Origin of the sequence: Solirhodobacter olei (assembly GCF_004010155.1) — a bacterium.
GTDB classification, from domain to species: domain Bacteria; phylum Pseudomonadota; class Alphaproteobacteria; order Rhodobacterales; family Rhodobacteraceae; genus Solirhodobacter; species Solirhodobacter olei.
This window is the reverse complement of record NZ_RRYH01000007.1, coordinates 187,109-206,792: the sequence shown is the minus strand read 5'-3', so window position 1 is coordinate 206,792 and position 19,684 is coordinate 187,109. Positions and strand designations below refer to the sequence as shown.

Annotated in this window: 20 protein-coding genes; 9 read left to right on the top strand and 11 right to left on the bottom strand. The window is 66.1% G+C overall.

The features are described from left to right. Positions 1-50 precede the first annotated feature (50 nt). Positions 51-773 (bottom strand): sulfotransferase-like domain-containing protein, encoded by a 723-nt coding sequence (locus tag EIP85_RS06515; protein WP_479681300.1) that lies wholly within the window; start codon positions 771-773, stop codon positions 51-53. A 33-nt stretch (positions 774-806) separates the two neighbouring features. Beyond that, positions 807-1,703 (bottom strand): D-amino acid aminotransferase, encoded by an 897-nt coding sequence (locus tag EIP85_RS06510; protein WP_127901354.1) that lies wholly within the window; start codon positions 1,701-1,703, stop codon positions 807-809. A 130-nt stretch (positions 1,704-1,833) separates the two neighbouring features. Here EIP85_RS06510 and mutS point away from each other — a divergent pair, with 130 nt between their 5' ends. After that, positions 1,834-4,488 (top strand): DNA mismatch repair protein MutS, encoded by a 2,655-nt coding sequence (mutS, locus tag EIP85_RS06505; protein WP_127901353.1) that lies wholly within the window; start codon positions 1,834-1,836, stop codon positions 4,486-4,488. Between the two features lie 67 nt (positions 4,489-4,555). On the opposite strand, the gene EIP85_RS06500 is transcribed toward mutS, so the two are convergent. Continuing rightward, on the bottom strand, positions 4,556-5,101 hold the full coding sequence (locus EIP85_RS06500; protein ID WP_164871656.1) for a nucleotide exchange factor GrpE: 546 nt from the start codon (positions 5,099-5,101) through the stop codon (positions 4,556-4,558). A gap of 3 nt (positions 5,102-5,104) precedes the next feature. Then, positions 5,105-6,172, bottom strand: a complete 1,068-nt coding sequence (gene hrcA / locus EIP85_RS06495; protein ID WP_127901352.1) for a heat-inducible transcriptional repressor HrcA — start codon at positions 6,170-6,172, stop codon at positions 5,105-5,107. A gap of 119 nt (positions 6,173-6,291) precedes the next feature. On the opposite strand from hrcA, the gene rph reads away from it, so the two are divergent. Genes rph through hemW form a run of 4 tightly spaced genes read left to right on the top strand, consistent with a single transcriptional unit; the run spans position 6,292 to position 9,143 of the window. Continuing rightward, entirely contained in the window at positions 6,292-7,002 is a 711-nt protein-coding gene (gene rph / locus EIP85_RS06490; protein ID WP_127901351.1) for a ribonuclease PH, read from the top strand. Next, on the top strand, positions 7,002-7,613 hold the full coding sequence (gene rdgB / locus EIP85_RS06485) for an RdgB/HAM1 family non-canonical purine NTP pyrophosphatase (protein WP_127901350.1): 612 nt from the start codon (positions 7,002-7,004) through the stop codon (positions 7,611-7,613). The genes rph and rdgB overlap by 1 nt, the downstream gene beginning before the upstream one ends. Beyond that, a complete protein-coding gene (locus tag EIP85_RS06480) occupies positions 7,610-7,990 on the top strand; it encodes a RidA family protein (RefSeq protein ID WP_127901349.1) in 381 nt (126 codons plus the stop codon). Before rdgB ends, EIP85_RS06480 begins: the two co-directional genes overlap by 4 nt. A gap of 1 nt (position 7,991) precedes the next feature. Next, a complete protein-coding gene (gene hemW / locus EIP85_RS06475) occupies positions 7,992-9,143 on the top strand; it encodes a radical SAM family heme chaperone HemW (RefSeq protein ID WP_127901348.1) in 1,152 nt (383 codons plus the stop codon). Positions 9,144-9,145: 2 nt separating this feature from the next. Here hemW and EIP85_RS06470 read toward each other — a convergent pair whose 3' ends face one another. The 7 genes from EIP85_RS06470 to hemJ all read right to left on the bottom strand — a co-directional run bounded on the left by EIP85_RS06470 (position 9,146) and on the right by hemJ (position 16,557). Then, complete coding sequence (locus EIP85_RS06470; protein ID WP_127901347.1) at positions 9,146-10,060, bottom strand: ParB/RepB/Spo0J family partition protein; 915 nt, start codon at positions 10,058-10,060, stop codon at positions 9,146-9,148. Between the two features lie 10 nt (positions 10,061-10,070). Then, entirely contained in the window at positions 10,071-10,889 is an 819-nt protein-coding gene (locus EIP85_RS06465) for a ParA family protein (RefSeq protein WP_127901346.1), read from the bottom strand. Beyond that, a complete protein-coding gene (gene rsmG, locus EIP85_RS06460; protein WP_127901345.1) occupies positions 10,882-11,511 on the bottom strand; it encodes a 16S rRNA (guanine(527)-N(7))-methyltransferase RsmG in 630 nt (209 codons plus the stop codon). Before rsmG ends, EIP85_RS06465 begins: the two co-directional genes overlap by 8 nt. Beyond that, positions 11,505-13,379: a tRNA uridine-5-carboxymethylaminomethyl(34) synthesis enzyme MnmG gene (gene mnmG, locus EIP85_RS06455; protein ID WP_127901344.1), complete on the bottom strand. Its 1,875-nt coding sequence runs from the start codon at positions 13,377-13,379 to the stop codon at positions 11,505-11,507. Before mnmG ends, rsmG begins: the two co-directional genes overlap by 7 nt. Positions 13,380-13,382: 3 nt before the next feature. After that, positions 13,383-14,672, bottom strand: coding sequence for a tRNA uridine-5-carboxymethylaminomethyl(34) synthesis GTPase MnmE (mnmE, locus tag EIP85_RS06450; protein WP_127901343.1), 1,290 nt, complete (start codon positions 14,670-14,672; stop codon positions 13,383-13,385). 27 nt (positions 14,673-14,699) lie between these two features. Beyond that, complete coding sequence (gene rho, locus EIP85_RS06445) at positions 14,700-15,968, bottom strand: transcription termination factor Rho (RefSeq protein WP_127901342.1); 1,269 nt, start codon at positions 15,966-15,968, stop codon at positions 14,700-14,702. A gap of 124 nt (positions 15,969-16,092) precedes the next feature. Beyond that, on the bottom strand, positions 16,093-16,557 hold the full coding sequence (gene hemJ / locus EIP85_RS06440) for a protoporphyrinogen oxidase HemJ (protein WP_127901341.1): 465 nt from the start codon (positions 16,555-16,557) through the stop codon (positions 16,093-16,095). Positions 16,558-16,963: 406 nt separating this feature from the next. Between hemJ and EIP85_RS06435 the strand changes: the two genes are divergently transcribed. From EIP85_RS06435 to dnaQ, 4 genes are read left to right on the top strand one after another with little or no spacing between them, the layout of a single operon-like run. Next, positions 16,964-17,563 carry a Maf family protein gene (locus EIP85_RS06435; protein ID WP_127901340.1) on the top strand — a complete coding sequence of 200 codons (600 nt, stop codon included), beginning with the start codon at positions 16,964-16,966 and terminating at the stop codon, positions 17,561-17,563. Beyond that, complete coding sequence (locus EIP85_RS06430; RefSeq protein ID WP_127901339.1) at positions 17,560-18,399, top strand: shikimate dehydrogenase; 840 nt, start codon at positions 17,560-17,562, stop codon at positions 18,397-18,399. Before EIP85_RS06435 ends, EIP85_RS06430 begins: the two co-directional genes overlap by 4 nt. Further along, a complete protein-coding gene (coaE, locus tag EIP85_RS06425) occupies positions 18,396-18,992 on the top strand; it encodes a dephospho-CoA kinase (RefSeq protein WP_127901338.1) in 597 nt (198 codons plus the stop codon). The genes EIP85_RS06430 and coaE overlap by 4 nt, the downstream gene beginning before the upstream one ends. Next, positions 18,985-19,677, top strand: a complete 693-nt coding sequence (dnaQ, locus tag EIP85_RS06420; RefSeq protein WP_127901337.1) for a DNA polymerase III subunit epsilon — start codon at positions 18,985-18,987, stop codon at positions 19,675-19,677. The genes coaE and dnaQ overlap by 8 nt, the downstream gene beginning before the upstream one ends. Positions 19,678-19,684: the final 7 nt, after the last annotated feature.

The window sequence follows — 19,684 nt, the reverse complement described above, 5'->3', positions numbered from 1 at the left end:
GCTGGCGAAGAAGGAATTTTAAGGGGTCGGTTCGCCGGCCCCTTTTTCGTTCAAAGCTTGTGCGCCGCCAGCCGCTCGTAATGTGGCATCGCCGCCTCGGCCAGCGCGCCATAGGCGGGCGGCAGTTCCGGCAGCGCGCTCTCGCCCTGCTGGAAACCCGTCGACTGGTGCAGAGCGCCGTACCAGACCGGGGCCCAGGCGCCGTCATAGGGTTTCGGCCCGGCGGGCCAGGCGAGCATCGCCGGATCGAAGGAAATGCCCAGCGCATCGCAGAGTTTCGTAAGCGATTCCAGCGGCTTGTCCAGAATGTCGGCACTGTCGATCACCGGCGGGGCGTGGCCCAGCCAGCCCGCGACCTCGTCGAACAGCGCGGCCTGCTGGACAAAGCCGATATCCGCCAGCGTCGGCGCCTCGCGCTTCTTCGCATAGGACGCCACGACCCGCGCCGGATGCCGGATCAGGAACACGTTGGTGCAGGAGCGCATGAAGCCCCGGGGGAAGGACGGCACCATGTGAAGCGTCATGTGCTTCTGGTAAAACAGGGTCTTTTTCTGCGGAATTGGACCCAGGCAGGCCTGCGCCACCTTCACTGCATCGGCCTCTCCTGCCGCGATCACCGCCTCGCGCATCGGATGGTCGATGCCGCTGGCCTGAAGGTAGGCGGCATAGAAGGGCTCGTCCCAGACCGCGCAATCCGCACGCTGGGCGAAGGCGTACATCATCGCCGAGGACAGGTTCCGAGGACCGGACCACATAGCAATTCTGGTATGCATATCAGGTTTCCCATACCATTCTTGATATACCCCTCAGGCGTTCACCAGCGACTTGTACAGCTCCCGGATCCGGGCGGTGACCGGGCCGAGCTCACCGGTCCCGATCACCCGGCCGTCGATCTCGGCCACCGGCGCCTGGGCGCCGAAGGTGCCCGTGATGAAGGCTTCGTCCGCGCCGTAGCAATCGACCAGCGAGAAGTTCCGCTCGAACACCGGAATTCCATTCGCGCGGCAAAGCTGGATCACCTTCCCCCGCGTGATCCCGTTCAGGCAGTAATCGCCCGTCGAGGTCCAGACCTCGCCCTTGCGCACGATGAAGAAATTGCAGGAGTTCGTGGTCGAGACGAAGCCGTGGATGTCCAGCATCAGCCCCTCGTCCGCACCGGCCTTTTCCGCCGCGATGCAGGCGAGGATGCAGTTCAGCTTGGAATGCGAGTTCAGCTTCGGGTCCTGCGTCATCGGCAAACCGCGGATATGCGGCACGGTCGCCAGCCGGATCGGCCGCGGCAGCACAGGCTTCGAGTGCTCCATGATGATCACCACAGTCGGCCCGGATTGCGACAGCGACGGGTGCTGGAACGGCCGCGTCTTCGGGCCCCGCGTCACCATCAGCCTGGCATGGGCGTCGCTCTCCATCCCGTTCGCGTGGCGCAGGTCTTCGAGCGCCTGGATCACCTCCGCCCGGGTCATCCCGATGTCGAGGTCGATCGCCTTCGCCGCCTCGAACAGCCGGTCGAGATGTTCGTCGAGGAAGGCAAACCGGCCGTGATAGAGCCTTAGTCCCTCCCAAACCCCATCGCCCAGCATGAAGCCGCTGTCATAGACGCTGACGACCGCCTCTGCCTTCGGCACGATCTTTCCGTTGACGTGGATCTTGAGGCTTTCGTTTCGGGCGTCCTCTTCCGCCTGGTGGGCGCTGACATGATCCATTCGGGGCCTCACTGTCCTGATACTGGCCAAGCTGTAGCCCGCGTCGGGGCGTGCGGCAACGCCCTGCCGGTTTTCGGCTTTTCCCGCCCTCTGGCCTTGGATAGGTTCACCGGAATTTCGGGGGACAGACATGGCCAGCGACACAGCCGTGACGCCGATGATGGCGCAGTATCTGGAGACGAAGGCGCAGCATCCGGACGCGCTTCTGTTCTACCGGATGGGCGATTTCTACGAAATGTTCTTCGACGATGCGGTGGCCGCCGCCGAGGCGCTGGACATCGCGCTGACCAAGCGCGGCAAGCACCTGGGCGAGGATATCGCCATGTGCGGTGTGCCGGTCTTCGCGGCCGAGGGCTATCTGCTGCAACTGATCCGCAAGGGGTTCCGCGTCGCCATCGCCGAGCAGATGGAGGACCCGGCCGAGGCGAAGAAGCGCGGATCGAAGTCCGTGGTCCGGCGCGAGGTGGTGCGGCTGGTCACGCCCGGCACCCTGACCGAGGAAAGCCTGCTGGAGGCGCGGCGGCACAACTACCTCGCCGCCTTCGCCGAGGTGCGCGATGCCGCGGCACTGGCCTGGGTCGACATCTCTACCGGAGAGCTGATGGTGGCCCCCTGCCCGCCCGTGCGGCTGGGGCCGGAGCTGGCGCGCCTCGCGCCGCGCGAGGTGCTTATCAGCGAGGTGCGGGAGAGCGATTGGGCCGGTACAGTCACTGAATCCGGCGCCGCGATCACTCCGCTGGCGCGAGCGAGTTTCGATTCCGATGGTGCGGAGAAACGCCTCTGCGCGCTCTGGGGCGTGGCGAGTCTGGATGCGTTCGGCGGGTTCTCGCGGGCAGAGCTTTCGGCGCTGGGGGCGATCACCGCCTATCTGGAGCTTACCCAGAAGGGGAAACTTCCGCTTCTGCGCCCACCGGTGAAGGATGCGGCGCAGGGCCGGGTGCAGATCGACGCGGCGACGCGGCGGAACCTTGAGATTTCGGCCTCGCTCTCGGGCGAGAGGGACGGCTCGCTGCTTGCCGCCGTCGACCGGACCGTTACGGCGGCGGGCGGGCGGCTGCTGGAGCGGCGCCTCTCCGGCCCCTCGCGGGATCTGGTGGAAATCCGGCGGCGGCTGGCGGCGGTTCGGCATCTTTTTGAGGAGGCCGGGCTGCGCGGCGCCCTGCGCGAGGCGCTGCGGCGGGTGCCGGATATGGACCGGGCGCTGTCCCGGCTGGCGCTCGATCGGGGCGGGCCGCGTGACCTCGCGGCGATCCGAAATGGGCTGGAGCAGGCGGGCCAGGTCGCCGGGCGGCTTTCGGGCGATGTGCCGGAGCTTCTGGCCGATGCGGCCGCGGCGCTCGTCGGGCACGAGGCGCTGCTCGTCCTTTTGGACGCGGCGCTAGTGGCGGAACCGCCGCTTCTGGCGCGCGACGGCGGGTTCATCGCGGTAGGCCATGATGCGGAGCTGGACGAGACGCGGGCGCTGCGCGACGAGGGGCGCGGCGTGGTCGCCCGGATGCAGGCCGAGTACGCCGCGGAAACCGGGGTCGGCAGCCTGAAGATCAAGCACAACAACGTGCTGGGATATTTCATCGAGACGACGGCGGTCCATGCCGAGAAGATGCTATCGCCGCCATTGTCGGAAAAGTTCATCCACCGCCAGACCACGGCAAACCAGGTGCGCTTCACCACGCTGGAGCTGAGCGAGCTTGAGACCAAGATCCTCAACGCCGGGGCGCGGGCGCTGGAGATTGAAAAGAGGCTCTATGACGGCCTGAAGGGTGCCATTCTGGAGGCCGCGACAGCAATCGCGGCGGCCGCGCGCGGGCTGGCGGACATCGACCTGGCGGCGGGTTTCGCCGATCTCGCCTCGGGCGAGGACTGGGTGGAGCCGAAGGTGGACGATAGCCGCGCCTTCGAGGTTGTCGGCGGGCGGCATCCGGTGGTGGAGCGCGCGCTGCGGCGGCAGGGCGGCGCGCCGTTCGTGGCCAATGACTGCGCGCTGACGGCCGGGGGCACGCCGGCGATCTGGCTCATCACCGGGCCGAACATGGCGGGGAAGTCGACCTTCCTGCGCCAGAACGCCCTGATTGCGCTGCTGGCGCAGGCGGGCAGCTTCGTCCCCGCGCTCTCGGCCCATGTCGGGCTGGTGAGCCAGATCTTCAGCCGGGTCGGGGCGGCGGACGATCTTGCCCGCGGCCGGTCGACCTTCATGGTCGAGATGGTCGAGACGGCCGCCATCCTGAACCAGGCCGATGACCGGGCGCTGGTGATCCTTGACGAGATCGGGCGCGGTACGGCGACCTATGACGGGCTCTCGATCGCCTGGGCGGTGCTGGAGCATCTGCATGACGTGAACCGCTGCCGCGCACTTTTCGCGACGCATTACCACGAAATGACGGCGCTGGCCGGGCGGCTGGCGGGAGTCGAGAACGCCACGGTGACGGTGCGGGAGTGGGAAGGGGACGTGATCTTCCTGCACGAGGTGCGGAAGGGCGCGGCGGATCGATCCTACGGGGTGCAGGTGGCGCGGCTCGCCGGGCTGCCCGATGCGGTGGTGTCGCGGGCCCGGATCGTTCTTGAGGCGCTGGAAAAGGGCGAGCGAGAAGGCGGCACGAAGAAAGAGGCGCTGATCGACGAGCTGCCGCTGTTCGCCGCCACGCCCCCTGCCCCGCGCGCCGTGGCGGTGGCGAAGACGTCAGCGGTCGAGTCGCGCCTGGCCGAGCTGCACCCGGACGAGCTTACCCCTCTGGAAGCGCTGCGGGTGATCTACGACCTGAGGGCGCTTCTCCCGAATAGGGACTGAGCGCCTTCCGATTTTTCTTGGCAGAAATACTCCGGGGGTCCGGGGGCAGCGCCCCCGGCCTTCGGCGTCAGCCCGGGTTCGACGACACGCCGACCTGCGCCGGACGCAGAAGCCGGTCGTGGAGCATGAAGCCCTCGCCCATGACCTCGATGATGGCGCCGGCCTTGGTGCCGGGCACCGGGGCCTCGAACATCGCCTGATGTTCCTTCGGGTCGAAGGTCTCGCCGACCTTCGGTGCGATCAGCGTGATGCCGTGCTTGGTAAATACGTTCAGAAGCTCGCGCAGCGTCAGTTCCACGCCTTCCAGAAGCGGGCCGGAGACGGCCTTCTGATCCTCGGTCGCGTGGTCGAGGGCGCGGCGCAGGTTGTCGTAGACCGGAAGCATATCGCGGGCGAGCTTCGAGCCGCCGTACTGCTCCGCCTCGCGGCGATCGCGGTCGGCGCGCTTGCGGGCGTTCTCGCTGTCGGCCAGCGTCCGCATCAGCCGGTCGCGCAGGTCGTCACGCTCCGCGCGCAGCGCCTCGATCTCGCCGGCGGCCTCTGCCGCGGCGTCCTGCAGGTCCGCGGCCATCTGGTCCGCGGCATTCTCCTCTGTGTTCACGTCGTCTGCCATTTCCTATCCCTTGCCGGGGTCGGACAGGAGCCGCCCCACCAATTGCGCCGTGTAATCGACGATCGGAACTATGCGGCCGTAGTTCAGCCGCGTCGGCCCGATCACGCCCACGGCGCCGATGATTCTCCGGTCAGCGTTCATATAGGGAGAGACGACCAGAGAGGAACCCGAAAGTGAGAAAAGCTTGTTCTCGGAGCCGATAAAAATACGTACGCCCTCGCCCTCCTCGGCGAGCTGGAGGAAGTCGACGATGTCGCGCTTGCGTTCCAGGTCGTCGAACAGGATCCGGATGCGTTCGAGGTCCTCCTCGCTTGCCGCGTCGAGCAGATTGGCGCGGCCCCGGACGATCAGCCGCTCCTCCCCGCCCGAGCCCGCGCCCCAGACGGCAAGGCCGCTTTCCACCAGCTCCGCGGCAAGCGAATCGATCTCCTGCCGGCGGCTGGCGATCTCGGTGCGAAGCGACTGGCGCAGCTCGGCCAGCGTCCGCCCGGCGGCGAGCGCGTTCACGAAATTCGCCGCCTCGCGCATGGAGGACGGGGTCTGCCCCTGCGGCGGGACGAAGACGCGATTCTCGACATGGCCGTCGCCGAAGACGAGCACGACAAGCGCGCGGTCGGGAGCAAGGCTGACAAATTCGATATGCCTGATCGGGGCTTCGCGTTTCGGCGCCAGGACGAGGCTGGCGCCGTGGGTCAGGCCCGACAGCGCGGATCCGACGCGTTCCAGCAGCACGCTGACATCGCCGTCCTTGCCGCCGAGCGTGGCGTCGATCTTCTCGCGGTCGTCCTCGGCAACGTTGCCGAGTTCCATGAGTCCGTCGACGAACATCCGGAGGCCAAGTTGCGTCGGCATCCGGCCGGCCGAAATGTGGGGGCTGCCCAGAAGGCCGAGATATTCGAGATCCTGCATCACGTTGCGGATCGTCGCAGCGGAGACCTTCTCGCTCATCGTGCGGGTCAGGCTGCGCGAGCCGACGGGGCCGCCGGAGGCGAGGTAAGCCTCGACCACGCGGCGAAAAACCTCTCGCGAGCGTTCGTTGAGCTCTGCCAGAATGTTCGGTTCGTCGGTCATCCGATCCTGCTTTTCGGGGCCGTGGTCCATTAAAGGCCGCGGGCGGAGGAGGTCAATCAGGGTTGCATATCGGCCCGGGCCGGGGCTATGGGACGGCGAGGTTTTACAAGGAGCCCCTGATGCGGCCGTCCGGCAGACAGATAGGCGACATGAGGCCGATTTCAATCGAAACCGGGATCACCAAACACGCCGAGGGCTCTTGCCTGATCAAGGTGGGCGATACGCATGTGCTGTGTACCGCGACGCTGGAGGAACGCGCCCCGCCGTTCCTGAAGAACACCGGCCTCGGCTGGGTCACGGCGGAATACGGCATGCTGCCGCGCGCCACCAACACGCGCAACCGGCGCGAGGCGGCGGCGGGCAAGCAGTCTGGCAGAACGCAGGAAATTCAACGGCTTATCGGTCGCTCGCTGCGTGTAGGGGTGGACCGGGTGGCGCTTGGCGAGCGGCAGATCACCATCGACTGCGATGTGCTGCAGGCCGATGGTGGGACCCGCTGCGCCGCGATCACTGGTGGCTGGGTCGCGCTGCGGCTGGCGGCGAACAAGCTTATGAAGGCCGGTATCGTGTCCTCGGATCCGATCGTCGACCATGTCGCGGCCGTTTCCTGCGGGATCTACGGCGGCCAGACCGTGCTGGATCTCGACTATGCCGAGGACAGCGAAGCCGGAACCGATGGAAATTTCGTCATGACCGGCGCGGGCCGGCTGGTGGAAGTGCAGATGTCGGCAGAGGGCGCGGCATTCAGCCGCGACGAGATGTCGGCTTTGCTCGATCTCGCAGAGACGGGCATAAGCGCGCTCGTGGCGGCACAGAAGGCGGCGATCTGATGCGACGTTTTGAAGGCGATAAGCTGGTCCTGGCCTCGCATAACGCGGGGAAACTGGAAGAGATCCGGCTGCTGCTGGCGAAGTTCCCTCTGGCCGTGATCTCGGTGAAGGAGCTGGGCCTGCCTGAGCCGGAAGAGACCGAGCTGACCTTCGAGGGCAATGCCAAGATCAAGGCCCATGCCGCAGCACAGGCGACGGGGCTTCCCGCCCTCGCCGACGACAGCGGGCTTGAAGTGGAAGCCCTGCGCGGCAAGCCGGGCGTTCACACCGCCGACTGGGCCAAGGCCGAGGACGGCACGCGCGACTTCGTCATGGCGATGGAGAAGGTCTGGCAGAAGCTCGAGGACATCAAGGCGCCCTTCCCGCGCCGGGCGAAGTTCACCTGCACGCTGGTGATGGCCTGGCCCGACGGGCATGACGAGGTCTTCACCGGCGAGGTCCAGGGCCAAATTGTCTGGCCGATGCGCGGAGAGCTGGGCCACGGCTTCGATCCGATCTTTCGCCCCGAGGGCCACAACCGCACCCTGGGCGAGATGGAACCCGCGATGAAGAACTCCATCAGCCACCGCGCGGTGGCGTTCAAGAAACTCGTGGATGGCGTGTTCAAATGAGCAAGCGGCTGATCTCCTCCGGGTCTCCCTTCGAGGCGACCATGGGCTATTCCCGCGCCGTGGTGCAGGGCGACTGGTGCTTCGTCTCGGGCACCACGGGCTACGATTACAGCACCATGACGATGCCCGAGGATCCGGCCGACCAGGCACGGAACTGCTTTGCCACCATCGGGAAGGCGCTGGCCGAGGCCGGCTTCGCGATGACGGACATCGTCCGCGTCCAGTACACCGTGACCGATCCCGCGCTGGTCGATTCGATCGTTCCCGCGCTTGGGGAGTCGCTGTCGGAGATCCGGCCAGCGGCCACGATGGTCATCGCCGGGCTGATCCGCCCCGAGATGAAGATCGAGATCGAGGTCACGGCCTTCAGGGGCTGAAATGGAAGACTGGCGGAACGGCGGTTTCGGGCTTTACCTGCACTGGCCGTTCTGCGCCTCTAAGTGCCCCTATTGCGACTTCAACAGCCATGTCGCGGCGGAGATCGATCAGTCCCGCTGGGCCCGCGCCTATGAGGCCGAGATCGCCCGCGTCGGCCGGCTGACGGAAGGGCGCATTCTCAACACCATCTTCTTCGGCGGTGGGACCCCCAGCCTGATGGATCCCGACCTCGTCGCGCGCGTGCTGGATGCCGTGCGGGCGACCTGGACCACTGCCAACGATATCGAGGTCACGCTGGAGGCCAATCCCGGCTCGGTCGAGGCTGGGCGCTTCCGGGGCTACGCCGAGGCCGGGGTCAACCGCGTCTCCATGGGCCTGCAGGCGATGAACGACGCCGACCTGCGGCGCCTTGGCCGGATGCACACGGTGGCAGAGGCGCGCGCGGCCTTCGGTGTTGCGCGGGATTGTTTCGAGCGGGTGAGCTTTGACCTGATCTACGCCCGCCAGCACCAGACGCTAGCCGAGTGGCGCGCGGAACTGTCCGAAGCGCTTGCGCTGGCGGCGGATCACCTCTCGCTCTACCAGCTAACCGTAGAGGATGGGACCGTCTTCGGCGCGCGTGCTGCCGCCGGCAAGCTTAGGGGTCTGCCCGACGATGACCGTGCCGCCGACATGTATGCCCTGACACAGGAGCTTTGCGATGCGGCGGGGCTGTCGGCCTATGAAGTCTCTAACCATGCCAAAAAAGGCTCTGAGTCGCGCCATAACCTGATCTATTGGCGCTATGGAGACTATGCCGGTATCGGCCCCGGGGCACACGGGCGGCTGACGCTGGATGGGCGGCGATGGGCGGTCGAGGCCCCGAAGGCGCCTGGCGCGTGGCTGGAGCGGGTGGAGAAGCTTGGCACAGGTGACGGACTGACCGAGACCTTGACGCCCCAGGACCAGGCCGCCGAATACCTGATGATGAGCCTGCGCCTGTCGGAGGGCAGCGAGCTTGGCCGCTACGAGGCGCTAGGCGGAGAGATAAAACCCAGCACTATCAAAGACTTGGTTGGTCTCGGGCTGATAGACGAGGGGGCGGGCCGGATCGTGGCCACGCCCCAGGGCAGGATCGTCCTGAACGGTGTCCTGCGGGAATTGCTTGCCTGAGCCTACATCGTGCTGCGATGCGCGCTCGAGGTCAGGATACGGCAGAGATCGTCCAGCGCGTCGAGCGAGTCGTAGGCGATGGTGATCCGCCCGCCCTCTGCCCCCGGCGCGTGATCGATCTTCACCGCCATGCCGAGATTGGCTGAAAGGTCCTGTTCCAGCGCACGGGTATCCGCATCCTTGTCTTCGGAGCGGCTGGAAGACCCTGATTTCCGGGCCTTCGGCGCGGCGCCCTTGCGGGCCAGCGCCTCCGTCTCGCGCACCGAAAGGCCCTGGGCGACGATCTTGCCGGCCAGTGCCACCGGATCCTCGGCCGTAATCAGCGCGCGGGCATGGCCCGCACTGATCTGGCCCTGGCGAAGGTAGGTCAGCACCTCGTCCGGCAAGTGCAACAGGCGCATCGAGTTGGCGATGTGGCTGCGGCTCTTGCCGAGGGCCTCCGCCAGCTTCTCCTGCGTATGGCCGAAACGCTCCATCAGCTGGCGATAACCTGCCGCCTCCTCTACCGCGTTGAGGTCCGCGCGCTGGATATTCTCGATGATCGCGACTTCCAGCACCTCGGTGTCCGAGTAGCTGCGGATCAGGGCCGGAACCTCGTGCAGCTGCGCCATCTGCGCCGCGCGCCAGCGCCGCTCCCCGGCGACGATCTGGTAGGTGCCGGGCTCGGTCGGATCCTCGCGCAGGATCAACGGCTGAACGATGCCGCGCGTGCGGATCGAGTTCGCCAGGTCCTCCAGCGCCTCCGGCGGGAAATCGCGGCGCGGCTGATCGGGGTTCGGGCGAACCTTCTCGACCGGCACCATCGCCTCAGGCCGGCGCACGGCGCCCTGCTCTGCCCCGGGCGCAGGCGAGATATCCGCCATCAGCGCCGAAAGCCCGCGCCCCAACCCCCTGCGTTCCGGCTTCCTGTCGTCCATCGTGCTCTCCTCAGGCCGCGGCGCCATGGCGCCGCATCATTTCTTCCGCGAGATCCCGATAGGCCTCGCTGCCGCGCGATCCCCCGTCGTAGGCGAGAACCGGCAGCGCGTAAGACGGCGCCTCGCTGACGCGGACGTTGCGGGGAACGATCGTCTTGAAGACGAGGTCGCCCAGGTTCTCTCGCGCGTCCGACTCGACCTGTTGCGACAGGTTGTTGCGGCCATCGTACATTGTCAGCAGCACGCCCTCGATCCGCAGGTTCGGATTGGCGGACTGGCGCACTTCGCGGATGGTGAGCATGAGCTGCGAAAGGCCTTCGAGCGCGAAGAATTCGCTTTGCAGCGGCACCAGGACGGATTGCGCGGCGACGAGCGCGTTCAGCGTCAGCAAGCTCAGCGAGGGCGGGCAGTCGATCAGCATGTAATCGAAGGCATAGCGGTCGGCCGCGGGCTGGCGAAGCGCGTCGTGCAGCAGAAAGCTGCGCTTCTCATTGGCCACAAGCTCGATATCCGCCGAGGACAGATCCGTCGTCGACGGACAGATCCAGAGATTCTTCACCGCGGTCGGAATCACCACATCCTGTAGCGGCGCCTCGTCGAGGATCAAGTCGTAGGTGGTCATCCCCCGGTTTGCCGCCATGACACCCAGCCCAGTAGAGGCGTTGCCCTGCGGATCGAGATCGACCAAAAGAACCTTCAACCCGCGTTCGGCGAGCGCCGCGCCAAGGTTGATGGCGGTCGTGGTCTTGCCCACCCCGCCCTTCTGGTTGGCGACGGCGATGATCCGGGCGCCCGGCGGGCGGGTGGGGTCGCGATGCGGATCAGGCATGGGAGATGGCTCCAATTTCTAGAATGACGCCGTCTTCGGCGGTCTGGCTGGGATGGCGCGTCAGATCGAAGACCCAGTGGCGGCGGGCCTCGGTGATCTCCTCCTCTGCCCGGGCGCCTTTGGGAAAAAGCGCGCGGCCGGTGGGGGCGAGGTGGCGGTCGGCAAAGCCAAGCAGCACATCGAGCGATGCCAGGGCACGGGCGGACAGCACGTCCGCACCAAGCGGCGGGAGCGCCTCGATGCGCTCGGCCCTCACATCGACGGTCAGGCCAAGCTCTCGCGCGGCAGTGGCAAGGAACGCGGCCTTGCGGCCATCGCTTTCAACCAATGTCACGCTCAGGTCGGGCGCGACCTCTGCCGCGAGCGTGGCGACGACGAGGCCTGGAAATCCGCCGCCGCTTCCGAGATCTGCCCAATGCCGCGCACCCGGCGGGCAAAGCGCAAAAAGTTGCGCCGAATCAACGAAGTGGCGCGTCCAGAGTTCCGGGAGCGAAGCGCGGGAGACGAGGTTGATCTTCGGGTTCCAGCGCTGGAGCAAGGCGGCATAGGCCTCAAGCCGCGCCAATGTTTCACGTGAAACATCCGGACGATCCCGAAAAGCCTCGGCCACCTGCATCAGCATCGGGCCGTCCGCCGCTGCGACTGACGCAGGCGCGCGAGGATCAGGGTGAGCGCCGCCGGAGTCATCCCCTCGACGCGTCCCGCCTGGGCGAGCGTGCGCGGCTGGATGCGTTCCAGCTTGGCCTTGAGTTCATTGGATAGGCCGGACAGGACGGAGTAATCGAAGCCCTCCGGGATCTCCTGCCCCTCATCGCGGCGCATGGCCTCCACGTCCTGCTTCTGCCGCTCCAGATAGACGGCGTAGAGCGCGTCGCGGGCGAGCTGCTCTCGAGCCTCAGCGTCGATCCCGGAAAGTTCCGGCGCGAGGGCGACAAGGTGATCGAAGGTCACGCCGGAATAGGAAAGCAGATCATACCCGCTGCGGCGCTGGCCGTCCTGGTTGACGGCAATGCCCGCGGCGACGAGCTGCTTCGGCGTGTAGGCCAACGATTCGAGCTGCGAGCGGCCTGCGGTGAGTGCGTCCATCTTCTCACCAAAGGCGCGGCGGCGCGTCTCGCCCAGGCAGCCGATCTCCTCCGCCATCGGCGTGAGGCGCTGGTCCGCGTTGTCCGCGCGAAGCGACAAGCGGAACTCGGCGCGCGATGTGAACATCCGATAGGGTTCCGTCACGCCTCGGGTCACGAGGTCATCCACCATCACGCCGATGTAGCTGCCGGAGCGTGGGAAAAGCGCGGGCGCCCTGCCCTGCGCCTGCAGCGCGGCGTTGAGGCCGGCGACAAGGCCCTGGGCGGCTGCCTCCTCGTAGCCCGTGGTGCCGTTGATCTGACCGGCGAGGAAGAGGCCCGGTGCGGCCTTCACTTCCAGCGTCGACCGGAGGGCACGGGGGTCGACGTAATCGTATTCAATCGCGTAGCCGGGTTGCAGGATGCGGACATCCTCCAGCCCCGGGATAGAGCGCACATAGGCCTCCTGCACCTCCTCGGGGAGCGAGGTGGAGATGCCGTTGGGATAGACCGTCGGATCATCAAGCCCTTCTGGCTCAAGGAAAATCTGGTGGGAGGTCTTGTCTGAAAACCGCACCACCTTGTCCTCGATCGAGGGGCAGTAACGCGGACCCACGCCTTCGATGTGACCACCGTACATCGCGGAGCGGGAGAGGTTGGCCCGTATGATCTCGTGCGTCGCCTCGGTCGTGTGGGTGATCCCGCACGCGACCTGGCGCACGAACGGCGCGCGGTTGAGGAAGGAGAAGAGGACCGGATCCTCGTCACCAGGCTGGGACCCGAGTGCATCCCAATGGATCGTCCGGCCATCGAGCCGGGGCGGTGTGCCGGTCTTCAGCCGGCCGAGCGGCAGGCCCATATCCCGGATACGTTCAGCCAGCGCGATGGACGGGCGGTCGCCCATCCGCCCGCCGGGCCGGCGAACATCGCCGATGTGGATGGTGCCGCGCAGGAAGGTGCCGGTGGTCAGCACCACGGCGGTCGCGGTGAGCGCGGTCCCGTCGGCCAGACGAAGGCCTGTGACGCGCACGCCCTCCTGGATCAGGTCGGCTGCCTCGCCTTCGATCAGCGTCAGGCCGGCGCGCGATTCGGTTTCCTCGCGCATGGCCGCGCGGTAGAGTGCGCGATCAGCCTGGGCGCGCGGGCCTTGAACAGCGGGGCCCTTGCGGCGGTTCAACAGGCGGAACTGGATGCCGGCACGGTCGGCCAACCGGCCCATAACGCCGTCCATCGCGTCGATCTCCCGCACAAGGTGCCCCTTGCCGAGGCCACCAATAGCAGGATTGCAGGACATTACCCCAATATCTGCGCGCCGGAGCGTCACCAGCGCCGTGCGCGCACCAAGCCGGGCGGCCGCGTGGGCCGCCTCCGCGCCGGCGTGGCCACCGCCGATGACGACGACGTCAAAATGTTTCACGTGAAACACTCCTTACTTGCCGATGCAGAAGCTCGCGAAGATTTCGTCGAGGAGGTGCTCTACATCCACCCTGCCGACGAGTGAATCAAGTGCCCGGATCGCACCGCGCAACGCTTCTGCGGCCAGCTCTGCCCGGCCCTGTCCTTCCAATACCTCAAGCCGCGCCGATTCCATAGCCCCGATGGCGCGGATCACCGCCAAACGGTGGCGCTCGCGCGTGATCGTGGCCGCCCCGGCCGCGCGGGTGGCCAGGGCCTCGGAAATCCGGGCAATGAGTTCTCCAACGCCCTGCCCCGTCTTCCCGGAAATCCGCAGACCGTCCCCCGGGAACACGTCGGCCTTGCCCTGCACGATCAAGTCGCCTGCCACGGGCGACAGCTCATCGGGAAGCCCTGCCTCATCGCACAGGAAGATTCGCAGATCGGCCTGCCGCGCACGGTCGACTGCCCGGGCCACGCCGATGGTTTCCACGGCGTCCTCCGTACTACGCAGGCCGGCGGTGTCGAGCACCGTGACCGGAAGCCCCGTAAGGTCCATCCGCACCTCGATCACATCCCGCGTCGTCCCGGCGAATTCCGAAGTAATCGCGGCCTCCCGCCCCGCCAGCGCGTTCAACAGCGTGGATTTGCCGGCATTCGGACGGCCGACAATGGCGACCTCGAACCCGTCGCGGATCCGCTCGGAAACGCTGGCGCCCTCTGCCTCCCGAACCAGTTCCGCCGCCACGCCGTCGATCAGTTCAAGGACCTCGGGGGTGACATCGACCGGCACATCCTCATCCGCGAAATCGATGGTCGCCTCCAGAAGTGCGGCGGCGCGGATGAGGCGGCGGCGCCAATCCTCGGCGCGTTGGCCCACGGCACCAGAGAGGACGCGTTGCGCCTGGCGGCGCTGCGCCTCGGTCTCCGCCTCGATCAGATCGGCGAGGCCCTCGACCTGGGCGAGGTCCAGCCGGCCATTCTCCAGCGCGCGACGGGTGAATTCGCCCGGCTCGGCGAGGCGGAGGCCGGGATCCTGCCCCAGGGCCCCAAGAACGGCGGCGGTGATCGCCGGGCTGCCGTGAAGATGCAGCTCTACCACCGGCTCCCCGGTGAAACTGGCGCCCTCGGCGAAGGTGAGCACGAGCGCCTCGTCCAGCATCTCGCCGCCCGCATCGTTCAGACGCCTGAGCCCGGCCTGCCGCGGGGGTGGCAGCGCGCCCGCAAGCGCCTTTGCCGCCGCGAAGGCGGCGGGGCCGGAAATGCGAAGAACCGCCACGCCCGCCTTGCCGCGGGCGCTGGCCAGGGCGTAGATCGTATCCATAATAACCTGTTGTTTTATAACAACAAATCAGGAGTTCATGGAGTCGAAGAACTCGGAATTCGTCTTCGTCTGCTTGAGCTTGGAAATAAGGAACTCGATCGCGTCCGTCGTGCCCATCGGGTTCAGGATGCGGCGCAGGACGTACATCTTCTGCAGATCGGTCTTCTCGACCAGCAGGTCCTCCTTCCGGGTACCGGACTTGAGGATGTCCATCGCAGGGAAGACGCGCTTGTCGGCCACCTTGCGGTCGAGCACGATTTCGGAGTTACCCGTGCCCTTGAATTCTTCGAAGATCACCTCGTCCATGCGCGAGCCGGTATCGATCAGCGCGGTCGCGATGATGGTCAGAGAACCGCCCTCCTCGATGTTGCGCGCGGCACCGAAGAACCGCTTCGGACGCTGCAGCGCGTTCGCATCGACACCGCCGGTCAGCACCTTGCCCGAGCTGGGAACGACGGTGTTGAAGGCGCGGCCCAGGCGGGTGATGGAGTCCAGCAGGATGACCACGTCGCGTTTATGCTCGACAAGGCGCTTGGCCTTTTCGATTACCATCTCCGCCACGGCGACGTGCCGGGTGGCGGGCTCGTCGAAGGTGGAGGAGACGACCTCCCCCTTCACGCTGCGCTGCATGTCGGTGACTTCCTCGGGACGCTCGTCGATCAGAAGCACAATCAGGTAGCATTCCGGGTGGTTCACCTCGACGGAGCGGGCGATGTTCTGCAGAAGAACCGTCTTACCGGTGCGCGGCGGGGCAACGATGAGGGCCCGCTGGCCCTTACCTATCGGGGCCACGAGGTCGATGATCCGGGCCGAACGGTCCTTGATCGTCGGATCCTCGATTTCCATCTTCAGCCGCTCATCGGGGTAAAGCGGCGTCAGGTTGTCGAAGTGGACCTTGTGGCGGGCGCGCTCCGGATCGTCGAAGTTGATCTGCGTGACCTTGGTCATGCAGAAATAGCGCTCGTTCTCACGCGGGGCCTGGATCACGCCCTCGATCGTGTCGCCCGTCCGCAGGCTGAACTGGCGGATGGTATCTGGCGAAACGTAGATGTCGTCGGGGCCGGGTAGATAGTTGGCCTCGGGCGAACGCAGGAAGCCGAAGCCGTCCTGGACCACCTCAAGCACGCCGTCGCCGGAGATCTCCCAGCCTTCCTCCGCCCGTTCCTTGAGGATCTGGAACATCATCTCGCCCTTCCGCATGGAGGGGGCGTTTTCGATATCCAGTTCCTCGGCCATCGAAAGAAGGTCCGCAGGGCTGTGGGCCTTGAGGTCGGCGAGGTTCAGGGATTGGGTCATGGGGAATACCACTAGAGATTGGCCGCAGGAGGCAGCCGCGTCGATTATGAATGGGAAACACTGCAGGCCGGACGGCCCCGTTTTCCCGTCAGCTAAGGCCCATGGGCCTAAAAGTCAACGCTTGTCAGAATTTCACGATCACCGAGAAGACGATGACGAGCAGAAGGATCGTGGGAACTTCGTTCATCATCCGGTAGGTCCGGCCGCTCAACCGGTTCTCGCCTCGGGCGAATTCCTTGCGCCGACGGCCGAGCCAGTGGTGGAACCAGGTCATCGTCAGCACCCCGGCCGCCTTGGTCCAAGGCCAGATCATCGACCACGAAACGATCCCCGGCGTGAAGACCAGCATCAGCCCGAAGACCCAGGTCGCGATCATCGCGGGGTTCATGATCGCCCGAAGCAGAAGCCGCTCCTGGCGCTGGAACAGCAGGTCCATGTCGGACCCCGGCTCCACCCCTTTCTTCTCATAGCCCTCAACGTGGTAGACGAAGAGACGCGGCAAATAGAAGATCCCGGCCATCCAGGTGATGACAGAGACCACATGCGCCGCCTTGATCCACGGGTAGTAGCTGGCGAGGAAGTCGTACATCTGGGTCCTTTCAGTGCAATCTGCGCCTCCTACTAATCAAATAAGAATCTTAAAGAGAATGATGTAATAGGGGCTGTGGAGGACGGGATTTCCCGACTTTCCCATGATCCCATCCACAGGGGCACGGCTGTGTAAAACTCTGGGAAAACTTGTCTCCGCAATACCTGTTTTATATTTTGTATATATTTATCAGTAATATACAGTAAAATATGACGCTATCGCACTGTGTATGGAATCGCCCTTCGGGGCTCAGGATGACCTGTCGCCCACACCCATCCGTGAAAATTGCGCACCCGTGGACAAGCGCGGCATTCTGCGTGAGAAGAGGGCCAACGAACCCGCCCCACCCCCGCGGCGCCCCGCTTACCCCCGCGTGATGCGCCGGACCATCCACAGGACAATGCACATGTCCCCTGCCTTCGTCCTCGCCTCCGGGTCCGTGATCCGCGCGGAGATGTTGCGGCGTGCCGGGCTGGAGGTGGAGGCGATACCCGCCCGGGTGGACGAGGAAGCGATCCGCACCGCGATGGAGGCCGAGGGCGCCCCGCCGCGCGACCTTGCCGATACGCTGGCAGAGATGAAGGCGCGCAAGATCGCGGAGCGACTGGAGGGACGCATGGTCCTCGGCTGTGATCAAGTGCTGGAGGAAGGCGGTGAAGTCTTTGCAAAGCCCGAAAGCCCCGAGGCTGCGCGCGAGCAGCTGGCCCGGCTGCGCGGGAAGACACATCGCCTCCTCTCGGCGGCGGTTCTATACGAGGCCGGAAAACCCGTCTGGCGGCATGTCGGGGTGGCGCGCCTGACGATGCGACGCTTTTCGGACACGTTCCTGGATGATTATCTGGCGCACAACTGGCCAAGCATCGGCGAATCCGTTGGGGCCTATAAACTGGAAGAAGAGGGGGTGCGGCTGATGGAGCGGATCGAGGGGGATTATTTCACCATATTGGGTCTGCCGCTGATCGAGCTTCTGGGTTACCTCGGCCGCCGCGGAGTGATCGCGGCATGAACGAGGACAACCGGATTCCACTGGCCGCGGTCATCGGCTCGCCGGTCGCGCATAGCCGCTCGCCGGCCCTCTTCGCTTATTGGCTGAAACGTTACGATCTGAAGGGCAGCTACATTCCGATTGATGTGGCGCATATGGACCTGCGGCAGGTGCTGGGCACGATGCCGATGATGGGGTTCGTCGGCGCCAACGTTACGATTCCGCACAAGGAAGCCGTGCTGAAGATCGCCGATATCGTTACTGACCGGGCAGCGCTGATTGGGGCAGCGAACACGCTGATCTTTCGCAAGGACGGGCGCATCCACGCCGACAACACCGATGGCGCAGGCTTCATTGCCAACCTCCGCCAGCACGCGCCGAACTGGGATCCGCAATCCGGCCCCGCCGCGGTGATCGGCGCCGGCGGCGCGGCCCGCGCGGTGATTGCTGCGCTGATCGAGGTCGGCGTGCCGGAGATCCGCATCTCCAACCGCACCCGCCTCAGGGCCGAGACGCTGCGTAGCGACTTCGGCGCCAAACTTTCGGTTTACGATTGGGTGCAGGCCGGCAACATGATGGAGGATTGCGCGACCGTCGTGAACGCCTCCTCACTCGGCATGGTGGGAAAGCCTGAATTCAAGATCCCGCTCGACGCGCTGAAGCCTGGCGCGGTGGTCAACGACCTCGTCTACACTCCTCTGCGCACGCATTTCCTTGACGAGGCGGAGGCGCGCGGCGCCATCGCCGTGGACGGGCTCGGGATGCTCCTGCATCAGGCCGCGCCCGGATTCGAACGTTGGTTCGGAAAACGCCCGGATGTCGATGAGGACACCCGGCAGGCGATCCTGGGGGCATGAGCCGGCCTTACCTACTGGGCCTCACCGGCTCCATCGGCATGGGAAAGACGACCACCGCCGGGTTCTTCGCCGAGGAAGGCGTGCCGGTCTGGGACGCGGACGAGGCCGTGCGCCGCCTGTACGCCAGGGGCGGGGCCGCTGTCCCTGCCCTCGCATCCCTGCACGCGGCGGTGGTCAAGGACGGCGCCGTGGACCGTGCCGCGCTGAAGGAATGGATTGCGAACGATCGTTCAGCGCTTGCGCGGATCGAAGCTGCCGTTCATCCCCTCGTTGCCGCCGACCGCACCGCATTCATCGCCGAGCATGGCAGTGCGCCGCTCCTCCTTCTCGACATTCCGCTGCTTTTCGAGACCGGGGCCGAGGCCGCGCTTGACGGGGTTCTCGTCGTCTCCGCCCCCGCAGAGGCGCAGCGCGCCCGCGTCCTGGCCCGCCCGGGCATGACAGAGGCGGCATTGGAGGCGATCCTTGCCCGCCAGATGCCGGATGAAGAGAAGCGCCGCCGGGCGGACTGCGTGATCGAGACGGTCGGGCTTGAAGAGGCCCGCGCCGCCGTGCGAGCCTTGGTGAAGAGAATTGGGGGCCGCCATGCGTGAGATCGTTCTGGACACCGAAACCACCGGCTTCGAGCCCTCCGAGGGGCATCGGATCGTGGAAATCGGCGCGGTCGAGCTGTTCAACCACATGCCGACCGGCCAGACCTTCCACGAATATCTGGACCCCGAGCGCGCGATGCCGACCGAGGCATTCGAGGTCCACGGCCTCGGCGACGACTTCCTGCGCGGCAAGCCGAAGTTCAAGGCGATCGGCCCGAAGTTCCTGGAGTTCGTCGGCGACGCAAAGCTGGTGATCCACAACGCCAGCTTCGACATGAAATTCCTTAACGCGGAGCTGGGCTGGGCCGGACTGCCCACCCTGCCCATGAGCCAGGCGCTCGACACCCTGGCAATTGCGCGCTCCAGGTTTCCTGGCGCGCCGGCCTCTCTCGACGCGCTCTGCCGCCGCTTCGGCATCGACAATTCGGCGCGCGAGAAGCACGGCGCGCTGCTCGACAGCGAGATCCTGGCAGAGGTCTATCTGGAGCTGATCGGCGGGCGACAGCCGGATTTCGGGCTGACAGCCAGCACGGGGGCCACGACCGGCGGCAGGGCCGAGGCGGACTGGCGCCCGGGGCCGCGGCCGCAGCCCCTCTCCCCCCGGATCACAGAGGAGGAGTCCGCCGCCCATGCCGCCTTCATCGAGGGGTTGGGCGGCGACGCGATCTGGCTGAAGCGCGCCTAGGCGGGCG

What these genes read in the sequence shown, in the direction of transcription:
- EIP85_RS06465 (WP_127901346.1), bottom strand. Translation starts at nt 10,889, where the DNA reads ATGCCTGATCCGCATCGCGACCCCACCCGCCCGCCGGGCGCCCGGATC.
- coaE (WP_127901338.1), top strand. Translation starts at nt 18,396, where the DNA reads ATGAGCCGGCCTTACCTACTGGGCCTCACCGGCTCCATCGGCATGGGA.
- EIP85_RS06470 (WP_127901347.1), bottom strand. Translation starts at nt 10,060, where the DNA reads ATGGACGACAGGAAGCCGGAACGCAGGGGGTTGGGGCGCGGGCTTTCG.
- rph (WP_127901351.1), top strand. Translation starts at nt 6,292, where the DNA reads ATGCGGCCGTCCGGCAGACAGATAGGCGACATGAGGCCGATTTCAATC.
- mutS (WP_127901353.1), top strand. Translation starts at nt 1,834, where the DNA reads ATGGCCAGCGACACAGCCGTGACGCCGATGATGGCGCAGTATCTGGAG.
- EIP85_RS06480 (WP_127901349.1), top strand. Translation starts at nt 7,610, where the DNA reads ATGAGCAAGCGGCTGATCTCCTCCGGGTCTCCCTTCGAGGCGACCATG.
- mnmE (WP_127901343.1), bottom strand. Translation starts at nt 14,672, where the DNA reads ATGGATACGATCTACGCCCTGGCCAGCGCCCGCGGCAAGGCGGGCGTG.
- EIP85_RS06435 (WP_127901340.1), top strand. Translation starts at nt 16,964, where the DNA reads ATGTCCCCTGCCTTCGTCCTCGCCTCCGGGTCCGTGATCCGCGCGGAG.
- EIP85_RS06500 (WP_164871656.1), bottom strand. Translation starts at nt 5,101, where the DNA reads ATGGCAGACGACGTGAACACAGAGGAGAATGCCGCGGACCAGATGGCC.
- rdgB (WP_127901350.1), top strand. Translation starts at nt 7,002, where the DNA reads ATGCGACGTTTTGAAGGCGATAAGCTGGTCCTGGCCTCGCATAACGCG.
- EIP85_RS06430 (WP_127901339.1), top strand. Translation starts at nt 17,560, where the DNA reads ATGAACGAGGACAACCGGATTCCACTGGCCGCGGTCATCGGCTCGCCG.
- rsmG (WP_127901345.1), bottom strand. Translation starts at nt 11,511, where the DNA reads ATGCTGATGCAGGTGGCCGAGGCTTTTCGGGATCGTCCGGATGTTTCA.
- EIP85_RS06510 (WP_127901354.1), bottom strand. Translation starts at nt 1,703, where the DNA reads ATGGATCATGTCAGCGCCCACCAGGCGGAAGAGGACGCCCGAAACGAA.
- hemJ (WP_127901341.1), bottom strand. Translation starts at nt 16,557, where the DNA reads ATGTACGACTTCCTCGCCAGCTACTACCCGTGGATCAAGGCGGCGCAT.
- dnaQ (WP_127901337.1), top strand. Translation starts at nt 18,985, where the DNA reads ATGCGTGAGATCGTTCTGGACACCGAAACCACCGGCTTCGAGCCCTCC.
- hrcA (WP_127901352.1), bottom strand. Translation starts at nt 6,172, where the DNA reads ATGACCGACGAACCGAACATTCTGGCAGAGCTCAACGAACGCTCGCGA.
- EIP85_RS06515 (WP_479681300.1), bottom strand. Translation starts at nt 773, where the DNA reads ATGCATACCAGAATTGCTATGTGGTCCGGTCCTCGGAACCTGTCCTCG.
- hemW (WP_127901348.1), top strand. Translation starts at nt 7,992, where the DNA reads ATGGAAGACTGGCGGAACGGCGGTTTCGGGCTTTACCTGCACTGGCCG.
- rho (WP_127901342.1), bottom strand. Translation starts at nt 15,968, where the DNA reads ATGACCCAATCCCTGAACCTCGCCGACCTCAAGGCCCACAGCCCTGCG.